Here is a 13,892-nt window from a genome sequence, read left to right on the forward strand (position 1 = left end):
CTGGGCCCATGCCCCGCGGTGCCCTGTCGACCTCCCGAGCCCAGTGAGCGCCGGGCTCGCCGTCGCCGCCGCTGGCCTCCTCCTCTTCTTGCCGGGAGCGATCGCTGCGTCGGCCCTGGGCATGAGGGGTGCGTCCGCCCTGGGGGCGGCGCCGGCGCTGTCGTTGGGCCTGTACGCCTGCGTCGCAGTGGTCTTCGGGGCCGCCGGGGTGCGGTGGGAGCCGACGACGGTCGGCCTCGCTCTGCTGGTCGTCCTGATCGGCCTGACCGCCGCTCGCCGTCCGTGGCGGCGGGGCGTCACGGACGCGCCGGACAGGACGGGGACCCGCGCGGCGCGGTGGCGCCCGTGGTCGGGGCACGCCGCCGTCCTCGCGCTGTGGGCGGTGGTCTCGGCGGTCTCCGCGTACCTGGTCGTGCGGGCCAGCCAGGGTCTGCAGCGACCGCAGCAGTACTGGGACGCGATGTTCCACGCCAATGCCGTCCGCTGGATTGCCGAGCACGGCGACATCGCTCCCGCCGATCTCGCGCCCCTGGCCCAGCCGGAGAACGACGCGTTCTACTACCCCGACGTCTTCCACGGTGTCGCAGCACTGCTGGTCGACCTCGGTGCCGGGTCGGTGCCGGTCGCGATCAACGCAGTTCTCGCCGTGCTGCCGGGGGTATTCGCCGCTGGGGCGGGGCTGCTCGCCTGGGTCCTGTTTGGCCGCCCCGTCGTCAGTGCCGCTGCCCTCGTGCTCGCCACGGTGGTCACCGCCTTCCCCTACGACCTGTTCTTCTGGGGGCCGCTGTGGCCGTTCGGCACAGCGGTGGCCGCCATCGGTTCAGCGGCAGCGCTCATCCTGCTCCTGGCGCGCCACGGGAGCTCGGCTACTGCGGTGGCTGCGGCCCTGGGGTTGCTGGGGGTCGTCCACACGCAGCCGGCCGCCGGCGTTGGCTGCCTCCTCCTCGCCGTGGTCCTGGGCCTACCCCAGATGCTCGTCTGCCTCCGGCGGCTCCCCGGGCCTCGCGAGCGGCTGCAGCACGCGGGTTGGGTCCTGTTCGCGGCTGCTGTCTTCACCCTCGTGTCCGCCCCGCTGGTGTCCTCGCTGACAGGACAGAGCGGCGGCCTCGGCGGTGTGGACTGGCCAGCGGTTGCCTCGCCGGGTCAGGCAATCGGCCAGTTGCTGACCTTCAATCAGGACTCGGCCCACCCCCAGTGGGCGTTGGCCGCACTCCTGCTGGTCGGTGTGCTGGCGGCCCCCCGCTGCGGTTGGCGGGGCTGGTCGCTGCTCGTGGCCACCGGACTGTTCGCCGCCCTGTACGTCATGGCCGCCGCGTACGACGAGCCGCTCCAGCAGTCGCTGACCTCGCTGTGGTGGAACGACCGCTGGCGTTTCGCAGCGCTGTTCGCGGTCCCGGCGGTGATCGTGGCCGCCGTCGGCGTGCAGGTGGCCGCGGACGGGCTGCGAGACCTCATCGCACAACTGCCGGGAGCCGCAGGACGACGAGGACGGCGACTCGTCCCGGTGCTGGTCCTGGTCGTCGTGGCGGGAGTGGTGGTCCTCGCCTATTTCCCTCGCAACCAGGAACGGGTGGCGCTCGGCTACACCGACGGCCCCACCTTCTCCGAGGAGGAGCAGAGGGGCTATGCCGTCTTGGCGGATCTGCACGACGGTGGAGCCGTCCTCAACGACCCCTTCGACGGGTCGGCGTGGTCCTTCGCGTACTACCAGCTGCCGCTGGTGTTCCGGTCACCGATCACGCCGCCCTACCGACCCGAGGACATCGGCGAGGACCGGCTCCTATTGTTCCGGGAGTTCAACCAGTTGGACACCGACGAGGCCGTCCAGACAGCCGTCGAGGACTTGGACGTGCGCTGGGTGGTGATCAGTGAGGGCTTCACCGCCGTCGGCCAGACGCGGGCGGCGGGTCTCACCGATCTCGACCAGGTCGATGGGCTGGAGCTGGTCTACAGCGATCGGCAGACGAGCATCTACCGCCTCACCCGACCCGGACGGGTCTGAGAACCAGAGAGTCCTGACATGAGCCTCGACGCACCCGCGGCGCCGCCGCCCGTCACGTCCAACACCCGGCCGTGGCGCAGCGCGTTCGCCGATCTCTCCGGCGGCTGGCGCCAGCGCCAGCTCTGGGGGCACCTGGGCTGGCAGGACATCCGGCAGCGCTACCGGCGTTCGGTCCTCGGCCCGGTCTGGATCACCATCAGCATGGCGGTCACCGCCGTCGCGCTCGGCATCCTCTACTCGGGCCTGTTCGACATCCCGCTGGAGCGGCTGCTGCCGCACGTCCTCGTCGGCTTCATCGTCTGGGCCTTCATCAGCGGCTGCATCACCGAGGGCTCAGAGGTCTTCATCGCCAACGAGGGTCTGATCAAGCACCTGCCGTCTCCGCTGTCGGTGCACGTCTACCGGCTGGTCTGGCGGCAGACCCTGTTCTTCCTGCACAACCTGATCGTCTACGGGGTCATGCTCCTGGTCTTCCCCCAGCCGTTGAAGTGGACGGCGGTGTACGCCGTCCCGGCGTTCGCGGTGCTGGCCCTCAACGGCGTCTGGGTGGCCCTCGCCGTCGGCATCATCACCGCACGGTTCCGCGACATCCTGCCGATCACGCAGAGCGTGGTGCAACTGGCGTTCTTCCTGACGCCGATCGTCTGGATCTACGACGAGCTGGTGAACAGCCCCAACCCGGACATCGCCGAACGGGCACGGCTGGCCGAGTTCAACCCGTTCCTGCACTTCCTCGAGATCATCCGTCGTCCGCTGCTGGGCCAGGACCAGCTGCTGCGGTACTGGGTGGTCGTCCTCGCCATCACGGTGGTCGGCTGGGCGCTGACACTGCTCGTGCTGCGCCGCTACCGGTCCCGCGTCTCCTACTGGGTGTGAACGTGTCCGACATCTCCTATTCGATCGGCATCACGACCAAGGACGCCTGTGTCGACTTCCCGATCTTCGACGCCAAGAGCCGGTCGCTGAAGAAGACCGTCATGGGTCTGGTCGGCGGCAACATCGACAGCGGCGCCAAGGTGCCGGTCATCGAGGCGCTGCGGGACATCACCGTGCACCTCGAGCACGGCGCCCGAGTCGGGCTGGTCGGTCACAACGGCGCCGGCAAGTCCACGCTGCTGCGGCTCCTGTCGGGCATCTACGAGCCCACGCGCGGGATCGCGGAGGTCCGTGGCCGGGTGGCGCCGGTGTTCGACCTCGGCGTGGGCATGGACCCGGAGATCTCCGGCTTCGAGAACATCATGATCCGCGGGTTGTTCCTCGGCATGACGCGCAAGCAGATGCAGGAGCGCGTCGACGACATCGCCGACTTCACCGAGCTCGGCGACTTCCTGCACATGCCGCTGCGCACGTACTCCACCGGCATGCGGGTACGCCTGGCCCTCGGCGTGGTCACCAGCATCGACCCGGAGATCCTGCTGCTCGACGAGGGGATCGGCGCGGTCGACGCCGCCTTCCTCGAGAAGTCCAAGCGGCGGCTGGTGGAGCTCGTCGACCGCTCGGGCCTGCTGGTGTTCGCGTCGCACTCCGACGAGTTCCTCCGCGAGCTGTGCGACACGGCCATCTGGATGGAGCACGGCCGGATCAGGCAACAGGGCGACATCGACGACGTGCTGCGCGCCTACAAGGGCCAGCCCGCGTGACGTCGTCGGCAGGCGGGGGCCGGTCGTCGGAGCGCGTCGTCGCCGTCGTCGTGACACGGCACCGCAGGGAGCTGCTCGCCGAGAGCCTGGCCGCGATCGCCGCGCAGAGCCGCCGCGTCGACCACGTCGTCGTCGTGGACAACGGCCCGGACCGGTCGGCTGCCGACGTCGTCGCGGCCAGCGGGCTGCCCGCCACCCACCTGCCCAGTGAGCGCAACCTGGGTGGCGCCGGCGGCTTCGCCTACGGCATGCTGCACGCCCTCGCCACGGGTGCGGACTGGATCTGGTGCGCCGACGACGACGGCCGGCCCGCCGACGACACCGTGCTCGCCACGCTGCTGGCCGCCGCGGAGCGGCACGGGTTGGCTGAGGTCAGCCCGCTGGTCACCGACATGGCCGACCCCGACCGGTTGGCCTTCCCGCTGCGCCGGGGGCTGACCTGGCGCCGCCGCCGGAGCGACTTCGACGGGCTGGACCTGCTGCCGAACTACGCCTCCTTGTTCAACGGGGCGCTGTTCCGGGCCGAGGCGCTCGACGTCGTCGGCGTCCCGGACCACCGGCTGTTCTTCCGCGGCGACGAGACCGAGATCCACCGGCGGATGCTGCGCGCCGGCCTGCGCTTCGGCACCTGCCCGCAGGCGGCCTACCTGCACCCCGAGGGGACGACGGAGTTCGCTCCGATCCTCGGTGGGCGGCTGTCGGCCCAGTACCCGGCCGACGAGGTGAAGCGCTACTTCACCTACCGCAACCGTGGCTACCTCATGTCGCAGCCGGGCATGCGCTGGCTACGGCCGCTGGAGACGATCCGCTTCGGGTGGTTCTTCCTCGTCTCCCGTCGTGACCGCGCGGGGTGGAGGGAGTGGCGCCGGTTGACCCGCGCGGGCCGCCGGGAGCAGCTCACTCGCCCATGACCGGGGCCGGACCCACGACGAGAGGGGCCCACACCGGCCGGTGTGGGCCCCTCGTCCCGGATCGCTGTATCAGCGCTGTGTGGCCTCGCCGCTGGTGAAGGCCTTTTCCCAGCTCTGGGGTGACGTGAGCTCGCCGAGGTGGGCGCGGTACTGCCTCGCCAACGAGGGGAACTCGCGGTAGAGCCGGGCGTGTACCCGGATGGAGTGCCGCAGCATCTCCCAGAAGGTCCGCGGCTCCCGGCGGCGGAAGGTGACGCCGCGACCGTCGGCCGTGCCGACGGTCGCACTGTCGAGGCGGGAGAGGAGGAACCAGCGGGCGTCCTGGGCGCTGATGTTGAGCTCCGGCCGGTCCTGGCTCTCGGGCTTCGGCTTCCGCAGGTTGTGCGCCATCGCCGCCAGCAGCGTGCGGCCGATGGTGAGCGGCGTCGTCGGCGGCTTCATGAACCTCTCCGCCTTCACCGCGCCCAACGAGGGCAGCGGCAGGTCCGAAGAGGAGGGGAGCACGACCCCGTCGGGGTGGTCGCCCTGGTGCCGCAGGGCCGTGGGCAACGCGGTCGGCAGCAGCGGGAAGAGGCGCTCGGGTCCGGCGAGGAAGTCGTCGTACGCCCGGTGGTGCAACGCCGCGGTGGCGTACTGCAACATGATCAGGAACTTGAGGTCGAACTTGAAGGTGTCCCGCAGCAGCGTGCCGCCGTGCTTGTACTGGCTGTGCAGCGCGGCGGCGACCAGGCGGTTGCGGGTGTGGAAGTACGCCTGCCAGCCGGCGGTGTCGTCCTTGTCGCTCCACGACAGGTGCCAGACCGCGACGCCCGGGAGGGTGGCTACGGGGAAACCGTTCTCCCGCGCGCGGATGCCGTACTCGGCGTCGTCCCACTTGATGAAGACGGGCAGTGCGAATCCGAGCCGTTCCAGCGCCTCACGCGGGATCAGGCACATCCACCAGCCGGTGTAGTCGACGTCGATGCGGCGGTGGAGCGACGGCGACCTCCGCAGGCTGTCCCTCGCGAAGTCGTGCGCGTACTCGGTGTTGGGCGCCGCTCGCCAGAAGAACTTGTCCGGGGCCACGACCTCGCCCATGGTGTGCAGCACGGAGCGGTCCTGCAGCGCCAGCATCTGGCCGCCGACGAGCATGGGGGTCTTGGCGAAGCGCGCGAAGGCGAGGACGCGGGCGATGCTGTCGGGCTCGATCTGGACGTCGTCGTCGAGCAGCAGGTGGTGGGTCGCGTCGGTGTGGATCAGGCTCTCGTACATCGTCCGCGAGAAGCCGCCGCTGCCCCCGAGGTTGCCCTGCGCGACCAGCATCAGCCGGCCGCCGAGATCGGACTCGGCCGTCGCGAACCCGGCGGCGTCGCGCACCTTCTTGCTGCCCTGGTCGGCGACGATGACGGTGGAGATCTGCTCGCGTACGTGATCATCACCGGCGAGGGCCTGCAGCGCCGCCACGCAGTCGTCCGGGCGGTTGAACGTGCAGATGCCGATGGACAGGCGGGCCTCACGCTCCGGAGCCTGCGGGGAGTACCAGGCGGCGTCGCGGATGGTCAGCGGAGAGTCGTCGGCGGTGAGGTCGAACCAGTACCAGCCGCCGTCCTCGAACGGGGTCAGGTCCAGGGCGAACTCCAAGCGCCGGTCGTCGCCGGTCGTGGTCACGCCGGTGACGTGGATGACGCTGCCGTCGGCCTTGGACCGGTACACGTCGATGCGGCCAGGGCCGGAGACGGTCATGCCGAGGACCACCTCGCGGAGCACCGTCCACCGCCGCCAGTAACTGGCGGGGAAGGCGTTGAAGTAGGTGGCGAAGGAGACCTCGTTGCCCGCGGCCACGGTGGCGTCCGCGCGGGACGCCGACTTGGCCCGCTTGGTCCGGTCCTCGTCCACGTACAGCGACCGGACCTTCAGCGGGTCGCCGGGACGGGGCAGGATCACCCGCTGCAGGAGTGTGACCGCCTTGCCCGAGGCCAGGTCCTCGGCCGAGAGCTCGCTGACCCGCTCCGGGGAGACCGGGGACTGCGTCGTCGTCATGGGAGTCAGTCCTCGCTGTCAGTCATCGAGGCGGCCGTCGAGCGAGCCGCCCTCGTCGAAGAAGGGCCGGATGCGGTTGTCGAACATGCTCAGCGCCGACCCGATGGCCATGTGCATGTCCAGGTACTTGTACGTGCCCAGCCGGCCACCGAAGAGCACACGCTTCTCGGCGGCCTCCTTCTTGGCCAGCTCCCGGTAGCGCTCGAGCTTGGCGCGGTCCTCGGGGGTGTTGATCGGGTAGTACGGCTCGTCGCCGGTCTCGGCGAAGCGCGAGTACTCCCGGACGACGACGGTCTTGTCCGCCGGGTAGTCCCGCTCGGGGTGGAAGTGCCGGAACTCGTGGATCCGGGTGAAGGGCACGTCCTCGTCGGCGTAGTTCATGACCGAGGTGCCCTGGAAGTCGCCGATCGGCAGGACCTCGGTCTCGAAGTCCAGCGTGCGCCAGCCGAGCTCGCCGGCCTCGTAGTCGAAGTACTTGTCGATCGGGCCGGTGAAGACCGTCGGCACGTCAGCGGGCAGCTCGTCGCGGACGTCGAAGTAGTCCGTCGACAGCCGCACCTCGATGTTCGGGTGGTCGGCCATCTTCTGCAGCCACGCGGTGTAGCCGCCGACGGGCAGGCCCTCGTAGGTGTCGTTGAAGTACCGGTTGTCGAACGTGTAGCGCACCGGCAGGCGGGCGATGACCGCGGCGGGCAGCTCGGTGGGGTCGGTCTGCCACTGCTTCTTGGTGTAGCCGCGGATGAAGGCCTCGTAGAGGGGACGGCCGATCAGGGAGATCGCCTTCTCCTCGAGGTTCTGCGCCTCGGCGGTGTCGATCTCACCGGCCTGCTCCGCGACGAGCTCCCGGGCCTCGGAGGGGGAGAAGCTCTTGTCGAAGTACTGGCAGATCGTGGCCAGGTTGATCGGCAGGGAGTAGGTCTTGCCCTGGTAGATCGAGTAGACCTTGTGCTGGTACTTCGTGAAGTCGGTGAACTGGTTGACGTACTGCCAGACCCGCTCGTTGGACGTGTGGAACAGGTGGGCGCCGTACCGGTGGATCTCGATGCCGGTCTCGGGCTCGGGCTCGGAGTAGGCGTTGCCCCCGACGTGGTCGCGTCGGTCGAGGACGAGCACGCGCTTGTCCAGCTGGCTGGCCACCCGCTCGGCGACGGTCAGACCGAAGAAGCCGGAGCCGACGACCACGAGGTCAGGTCTCGCTGAGGTCACGGGACCCGACGATACCGTCGCGGCCCGCTCGAGCCCCGCTGCCCGAGGTGTGCCGGACCCGTCCGGTCCGCTCGTCTGCCCCGTGGGCCACAGGGTCACCAGGGACCCCTGCAGGTGCGCCGCCCCGGCACCGCCCCCACGGGGCCGTGCGAGCATCGGCGGGCAACCACCGTCTCAAGGAGCAGTTCATGAAGCGCGCGTTGATCACCGGGGTGACCGGTCAGGACGGTCTCTACCTGGCGGAGCTCTTGCTCGGCAAGGGCTACGAGGTCTACGGCCTCGTCCGCGGGCAGAACAACCCCAAGGTGGAGATCGCCCGGCAGATCCCGGGGCTCGAGCTGCTCTTCGGGGACCTCACCGACCTGTCCAGCCTGCTGCGCGCCGTCCAGGCCGCCCAGCCCGACGAGGTCTACAACCTGGGGGCGATCTCGTTCGTCGCCTACTCGTGGGAGAACGCCCACCTCACCTCGGACGTCACCGGCAAGGGCGTGCTCAACATGCTCGAGGCCGTCCGGCTCTCCTGCGGCGACGACCCGGGCCGGATCCGCTTCTACCAGGCGTCCAGCTCGGAGATGTTCGGCAAGGTCCAGGAGGTCCCCCAGCGCGAGACCACCCTGCTCTGGCCGCGCTCGCCCTACGGCGTGGCCAAGGTCTTCGGCCACTACATGACGATCAACTACCGCGAGTCCTACGGGATGCACGCCTCATCGGGGATCCTGTTCAACCACGAGTCCCCGCGCCGCGGGCCCGAGTTCGTCACCCGCAAGGTCACCCGGGCCGTCGCCCGGATCCACCTCGGCCTCCAGCAGGACCTCCAGCTGGGCAACCTGGACGCGCGCCGGGACTGGGGGTTCGCCGGCGACTACGTCGAGGCGATGTGGCTGATGCTGCAGCAGGACCAGCCCGACGACTACGTCGTCGCCACCGGCGAGACGCACTCCATCCGCGAGCTGCTCGACGTCGCCTTCCGCGCCGTCGGGGTCGACGACTGGGAGCCCTACGTCAAGCTCAACCCCGCCTTCGTCCGACCCGCCGAGGTGGACCTCCTCATCGGGGATGCGTCGAAGGCCGAGGAGAAGCTGGGTTGGAAGCCGAAGGTCGGCTTCGAGCAGCTGGTCCAGATGATGGTCGAGTCCGACCTCGCGGAGCAGCGCTCCCTGGCCGGCTGAGATGGCCGTCGCGCTGGTGACCGGGGTCAGTGGTCAGGACGGGGGCTACCTGGCCGAGCAGCTCGTCGCCGCCGGGCACCAGGTGCACGGCACGGTCACGGGTGAGGGCGGAGGACCGCTGCCGCCGCACCTGGCCGCGCTCGGCGACGCCCTGTGCGCGCACCGGGCCGACCTCCGCGACCCGGCGTCGCTGACGGCGCTGGTCGACGAGGTCGCCCCGGACTGGGTGTTCAACCTCGCCGGCGTGTCCAGCGTGGCGGCGAGCTGGTCGGACCCGGTGGGCACCCTCGACGTCAACGGCCGGGCGGTCCTCGCCCTGCTCGAGCACCTCCGCCGCCGGCAGGAGGACGGTCTGCTCGTCCGGCTCGTCCAGGCCTCGAGCGGGGAGGTCTTCGCCGGTGGCGCCGGGACGCCGGTGACCGAGGACTCGCCGGTCCGTCCGGTCAACCCCTACGGCGCGGCCAAGGCCGTGGCGCACCAGGCGGTCGGCATCTACCGCGCCCGAGGTGTGCACGCGAGTTCGCTGGTGCTTTTCAACCACGAGTCCCCGCGGCGTCCCGAGCGCTTCGTCACCCGCAAGATCACCCGCGGGGTCGCCGCCATCGCGGCCGGCCGGGCCGACCGGCTCGTGCTCGGCAACCTCGACGTGTGGCGGGACTGGGGCTGGGCACCGGACTACACGGTCGCCATGCTGCTGGCCGTCCAGGCGGCGGAGGCCGACGACTACGTCGTCGCGACCGGGCGCGCACACAGCCTGCGGGACCTGGTCTCGGCCGCCTTCGCCGAGGTGGGGATCGACGACTGGGCGCCGCTCGTCGAGTCCGATCCCGGCCTGGTCCGGCCCGCGGACGCCGAGGTCCTGGTCGGCGACTCGTCGCGGCTGCGCGAGCGCCTGGACTGGGCGCCCACCGTCGACTTCGAGGAGATGGTGGCGACGATGGTCCGCCACGACGTCGAGGAGCTGTCCTGAACGACGTCCTGCGTGTCGTGGCGGTGACGTACTCGCCCGGTGAGGCGCTGGAGGGGTTCGTCACCTCACTGGCCGGGGCCACCACTCGCCCGGTCGAGGTGGTGCTGGCCGACAACGGCTCCACCGACGGCGTCCCTGAGCGGGTCACGGCGGAGCACCCGCACGTCCGGCTGCTGCGCACCGGGGGCAACGTCGGCTACGGCGCCGCGGTCAACGCGGGCCTGGCCGGGGCGCCCGGTCGGTACGCGCTGGTGGCCAACCCCGACGTCCGCCTCGAGCCCGGCGCCGTCGACGAGCTGCTCGCCGTCGCCGCCCGCTGGCCGCGGGCGGCCACCGTCGGCCCGGCGATCCGCACGCCCGAGGGTGAGCTCTACCCCTCCGCCCGCGACCTGCCCCGGCTGTCGACCGGCGCCGGGCACGCGCTGCTCGGCTGGGTCTGGCCGGGCAACCCGTGGACGGCGCGCTACCGCCGCGAGCGGGAAGCGCCGCGCGAGCGCACCGCCGGGTGGCTGTCGGGCTCGTGCTTCCTCGTGGACCTCGAGGCGTTCCGGGCGGTCGGCGGCTTCGACCCCGGCTACTTCATGTACTTCGAGGACGTCGACCTCGGCGAGCGCCTCGGTCGTGCCGGGTACCTGCACGTGTACGCGCCCAGCGCCGTCGTGGTGCACGAGGGCGGGCACGCCACCCGGCGCGAGCCGCACCGCATGCAGCGGGTCCACCACACCAGCGCGCTGCGCTATCTCGCCGGCCGGTACCCCGGCCGGTGGAATGCGCCGCTCCGGGGTGCGCTCCGGGTCGGACTCGGCGGCCGGATGCTCGTCTCCTACGTCAGTGGCCGGGTGGCCGCAGGCGCGCGTTTCCAGCGCCGGGCCGACGATGTCGGCCGCGGCAGTCGAGAGGCAGGTGCATGAGACACGCGGTGATCATGGCCGGCGGGTCGGGCACACGGCTGTGGCCGCTGTCCCGGTCGGCCCGGCCCAAGCAGCTGCTCGACGTCGTCCAGGACCGCGACGGGGGCGCGCACAGCCTGCTGGCCGAGGCGTTCGCCCGGCTGGAGACCGTGCTGCCGGCCGAGCGGATCTGGGTGTGCACCGCCGCGCGCTACGGCGACGGGGTGCGGGCGGCGCTGCCGCGGCTGCGGCCCGACCGCCTGGTGCTCGAGCCGGTGGCCCGCGACACCGCCAACGCCGTCGGGCTGGCCGCCGCGCTGGTGGCCGAGGCCGACCCCGACGCCGAGCTCGCCGTGGTCAGCGCCGACCACGTCATCCGGCCGGTCGAGCGGTTCGCCGCCGCGCTGGGCACCGCCTACGACGCCCTCGCCGTCCGTCCGCGGGCGCTGGTCACCCTCGGCATCCGGCCCACCGCGCCGGCCACCGGGTTCGGCTACGTGCGCCGCGGCCCCGCCACCGAGGTGCCCGGGGTCGCCGAGGCGGCGGCGTTCAAGGAGAAGCCCGACCGCGCCACCGCGGAGGGCTACCTCGCGTCCGGGGAGTACCTGTGGAACTCGGGCATGTTCGTCTGGCGGGCGCGCACCGTGCTCGACGCGCTCGCCGACCACCTGCCCGCGACGGCGGAGGGCCTGGCGCGGGTGGTGGCCGCCCCGGCCGGGCCGGCCCGCGACGCCGTCCTCGCCGAGGTCTTCCCGACGCTGCCGAAGACGAGCGTCGACTACGCGGTCCTCGAGCCCGCGGCCACCGAGCCGGGCCGGGTGCTGGTCGCCGACCTCGACGTCGAGTGGCTCGACGTCGGCTCCTGGCCGGCACTGGCACAGACGCTGCCGCGGGTGGGGGAGGACGCCGTCGGCGGGCTGGCGGTGACCCTCGACAGCGCCGGCAACATCGTCTTCAGCGACGACCCCGGGCACCTGGTGGCGCTGGTCGGCGTCCGCGACAGCGTCGTCGTGGCCACCGCCGACGTCACGATGGTCTGCCCCGTGGGCGACGCCGAGCGGGTCAAGCAGCTGCTGGCCGCCGTCGAGGAGCGCTTCGGCCCCCGCTACAGCTGATGGAGGACCCCCTGGCCCCACGCCTCGCTCTCGCTCGGAGCGGAACCCCGCAGGAGGGCCGTTCCCCTCCGTCACCGAGGGCGTGGTGGGATGCCGGGCATGCAGAGCTTCGACGTCGCAGCTGTCGTGTCCGGCGGGGCCTCGGGCCTCGGGGAGGCCACCACCCGCGCACTCGCCGCGCGCGGGACCGCGGTCACCATCGTCGACCTCAACGAGGAGCGGGGGAAGGCGCTGGCCGCCGAGCTGGGCGGGCACACGACCTTCGTCCGCACCGACGTCACCGACGAGGGCCAGGTGGCCGCGGCGGTCGAGGACGCCACCGGCAAGGACCGGCCGCTGCGGATCGCGGTGAACTGCGCCGGCATCGGTTGGGCGCAGCGCACCGTGGGCAAGGGCAACGTCGCCCACGACCTCGACCCGTTCCTGCGCACCGTGATGGTGAACCTGGTCGGCACCTTCAACGTGCTGCGGCTGGCCGCCGCGGCGATGGCCGCCACCGAGCCGGAGGAGGACGGCGAGCGCGGCGTCGTGGTCAACACCGCCTCGATCGCGGCCTTCGACGGGCAGATCGGCCAGGTCGCCTACGCCGCGTCCAAGGGCGGGATCGTCGGGATGACCCTGCCCGCGGCCCGCGACCTGTCCAGCGTCGGCGTGCGGGTGTGCACCATCGCGCCCGGCCTGGTCGACACCCCGCTGCTCGGCGGGCTGCCCGAGGAGGCGCGCACGGCGCTGGCCAACGGCATCCCGTTCCCCAAGCGGCTGGGCCGTCCCGACGACTTCGCGCAGCTGGCCCTCGGCATCATCGAGCACGGCTACCTCAACGGCGAGACCATCCGCATGGACGGCGCCCTGCGCATGGCCCCGCGCTGACGCGACCGCCTGCTGAGGCGCAGGACCGCTCTCCCTCTTCCCCGGAGACCCCGCGTGACCACCTCCCTGCCGGCCGCGACCCCGCCGGTACCCGCACCCCGCCCCGACCCGGCACCCGCCGGCACGGGCGCCGACGCCGACTTCGCCGACTGCTGGCGGCCGGACTGGCCGGTCGACCTCCGGGGGGTGCTGTACCCGCACCAGCGCAGCGCCGGCGACCCGGCGATGCAGTGGGAGGGGGACGCCGTCTGGCGGACGACGACCACCCCGTGCGGCCCGGCGACCGTGCGGATCACCCACCGGGCCGGCGAGGTGCGGGTGCTGGCGTGGGGGCCGGGCGCCGAGTGGGCCGGCACGGCGGTGCCCGGCTGGCTGGGCGCGGACGACGACCCGGCGGGCTTCGACCCCGACTGCCACCCGCTGGTGCGCGAGCTCGCCCGACGCACGCCCGACCTGCGGCTGGGCCGCACCGGCCGCACGTGGGACGCGCTGGTGCCGGCGGTCCTCGAGCAGAAGGTCACCGTGGTCGAGGCGCACCGCGTCTGGCGGGCGCTGCTGCGGCTGGCCGGCGACCCCGCGCCCGGACCGGCCCCCGCGGGCATGCGGGTGCTGCCCTCGCCCCGTCGACTGCGGGAGGTCACCGACTGGGAGTGGCACCGCTGCGGCCTCGACGGCGCCCGCCGGCGCGCGCTCCTGCACGTCGCCTCGGTCGCCCACGCCCTCGAGCCCGGCGAGGACTGTGACTCCCCGGCGCTGCAGCGGCGGCTGCGGACCGTCCCCGGGATCGGCGTGTGGACCGCGGCGGAGGTCGTGCAGCGCACCCACGGCTGCCCCGACACGGTCAGCTACGGCGACTACCACCTCAAGAACCTGGTCGGCTGGTCGCTGGCCCGCCGCAAGACCGACGACGACGGGATGATGGTGCTGCTCGAGCCCTGGCGCGGGCACCGGCAGCGGGTGGTCCGGCTGCTGCGCCTGGGCGGGAGCATGCCGCCCCGGCGCGGCCCGCGGACCGCGCCGACGAACCACCGCCGCATCTGACGCCCGCGCCGTCCTCCCTCGCCGTAGCGCGTCCTCCCTCGCGGTGGGCCGTGAGGGAG

Annotated in this window: 12 protein-coding genes; 10 read left to right on the forward strand and 2 right to left on the reverse strand. The window is 72.2% G+C overall.

Annotated features, from left to right (window positions below; genetic code table 11):
* The first annotated feature begins 43 nt into the window (after positions 1-43).
* Genes ACI79V_RS06870 through glfT1 form a run of 4 tightly spaced genes read left to right on the forward strand, consistent with a single transcriptional unit; the run spans position 44 to position 4,553 of the window.
* Complete coding sequence (locus tag ACI79V_RS06870; RefSeq protein ID WP_456887775.1) at positions 44-2,002, forward strand: DUF6541 family protein; 1,959 nt, start codon at positions 44-46, stop codon at positions 2,000-2,002.
* 18 nt (positions 2,003-2,020) lie between these two features.
* Positions 2,021-2,878: a galactan export ABC transporter permease subunit Wzm/RfbD gene (gene wzm, locus ACI79V_RS06875; protein ID WP_456887777.1), complete on the forward strand. Its 858-nt coding sequence runs from the start codon at positions 2,021-2,023 to the stop codon at positions 2,876-2,878.
* Positions 2,875-3,642, forward strand: coding sequence for a galactan export ABC transporter ATP-binding subunit Wzt/RfbE (wzt, locus tag ACI79V_RS06880; protein ID WP_456887779.1), 768 nt, complete (start codon positions 2,875-2,877; stop codon positions 3,640-3,642). Before wzm ends, wzt begins: the two co-directional genes overlap by 4 nt.
* Complete coding sequence (glfT1, locus tag ACI79V_RS06885) at positions 3,639-4,553, forward strand: galactofuranosyltransferase GlfT1 (RefSeq protein WP_456887781.1); 915 nt, start codon at positions 3,639-3,641, stop codon at positions 4,551-4,553. The genes wzt and glfT1 overlap by 4 nt, the downstream gene beginning before the upstream one ends.
* Positions 4,554-4,622: 69 nt before the next feature.
* Here glfT1 and ACI79V_RS06890 read toward each other — a convergent pair whose 3' ends face one another.
* Both ACI79V_RS06890 and glf read right to left on the reverse strand, forming a co-directional pair.
* Positions 4,623-6,572 (reverse strand): glycosyltransferase, encoded by a 1,950-nt coding sequence (locus ACI79V_RS06890; protein WP_456887783.1) that lies wholly within the window; start codon positions 6,570-6,572, stop codon positions 4,623-4,625.
* An 18-nt stretch (positions 6,573-6,590) separates the two neighbouring features.
* Positions 6,591-7,778, reverse strand: coding sequence for a UDP-galactopyranose mutase (gene glf / locus ACI79V_RS06895; RefSeq protein ID WP_456887784.1), 1,188 nt, complete (start codon positions 7,776-7,778; stop codon positions 6,591-6,593).
* A gap of 188 nt (positions 7,779-7,966) precedes the next feature.
* On the opposite strand from glf, the gene gmd reads away from it, so the two are divergent.
* From gmd to ACI79V_RS06925, 6 genes are all read left to right on the forward strand, one after another.
* A complete protein-coding gene (gmd, locus tag ACI79V_RS06900; protein ID WP_456887786.1) occupies positions 7,967-8,947 on the forward strand; it encodes a GDP-mannose 4,6-dehydratase in 981 nt (326 codons plus the stop codon).
* 1 nt (position 8,948) lies between these two features.
* Entirely contained in the window at positions 8,949-9,917 is a 969-nt protein-coding gene (locus ACI79V_RS06905; RefSeq protein ID WP_456887787.1) for a GDP-mannose 4,6-dehydratase, read from the forward strand.
* Positions 9,918-9,934: 17 nt separating this feature from the next.
* The gene (locus ACI79V_RS06910; protein ID WP_456887790.1) at positions 9,935-10,828 is read left to right on the forward strand and encodes a glycosyltransferase family 2 protein; all 894 of its coding nucleotides are present in this window, start codon (positions 9,935-9,937) and stop codon (positions 10,826-10,828) included.
* Positions 10,825-11,922 carry a mannose-1-phosphate guanylyltransferase gene (locus ACI79V_RS06915; RefSeq protein ID WP_456887792.1) on the forward strand — a complete coding sequence of 366 codons (1,098 nt, stop codon included), beginning with the start codon at positions 10,825-10,827 and terminating at the stop codon, positions 11,920-11,922. The genes ACI79V_RS06910 and ACI79V_RS06915 overlap by 4 nt, the downstream gene beginning before the upstream one ends.
* A 99-nt stretch (positions 11,923-12,021) precedes the next feature.
* Positions 12,022-12,792 (forward strand): SDR family NAD(P)-dependent oxidoreductase, encoded by a 771-nt coding sequence (locus ACI79V_RS06920; protein WP_456887793.1) that lies wholly within the window; start codon positions 12,022-12,024, stop codon positions 12,790-12,792.
* 54 nt (positions 12,793-12,846) lie between these two features.
* A complete protein-coding gene (locus ACI79V_RS06925) occupies positions 12,847-13,833 on the forward strand; it encodes a DNA-3-methyladenine glycosylase family protein (RefSeq protein ID WP_456887795.1) in 987 nt (328 codons plus the stop codon).
* Positions 13,834-13,892: the final 59 nt, after the last annotated feature.

The sequence above is a fragment of the Geodermatophilus sp. SYSU D00700 genome, from assembly GCF_054050255.1.

Coding starts and splice junctions, on each gene's coding strand:
- wzm (WP_456887777.1), top strand. CDS start 2,021: ATGAGCCTCGACGCACCCGCGGCGCCGCCGCCCGTCACGTCCAACACC.
- ACI79V_RS06890 (WP_456887783.1), bottom strand. CDS start 6,572: ATGACGACGACGCAGTCCCCGGTCTCCCCGGAGCGGGTCAGCGAGCTC.
- gmd (WP_456887786.1), top strand. CDS start 7,967: ATGAAGCGCGCGTTGATCACCGGGGTGACCGGTCAGGACGGTCTCTAC.
- ACI79V_RS06905 (WP_456887787.1), top strand. CDS start 8,949: ATGGCCGTCGCGCTGGTGACCGGGGTCAGTGGTCAGGACGGGGGCTAC.
- ACI79V_RS06915 (WP_456887792.1), top strand. CDS start 10,825: ATGAGACACGCGGTGATCATGGCCGGCGGGTCGGGCACACGGCTGTGG.
- ACI79V_RS06920 (WP_456887793.1), top strand. CDS start 12,022: ATGCAGAGCTTCGACGTCGCAGCTGTCGTGTCCGGCGGGGCCTCGGGC.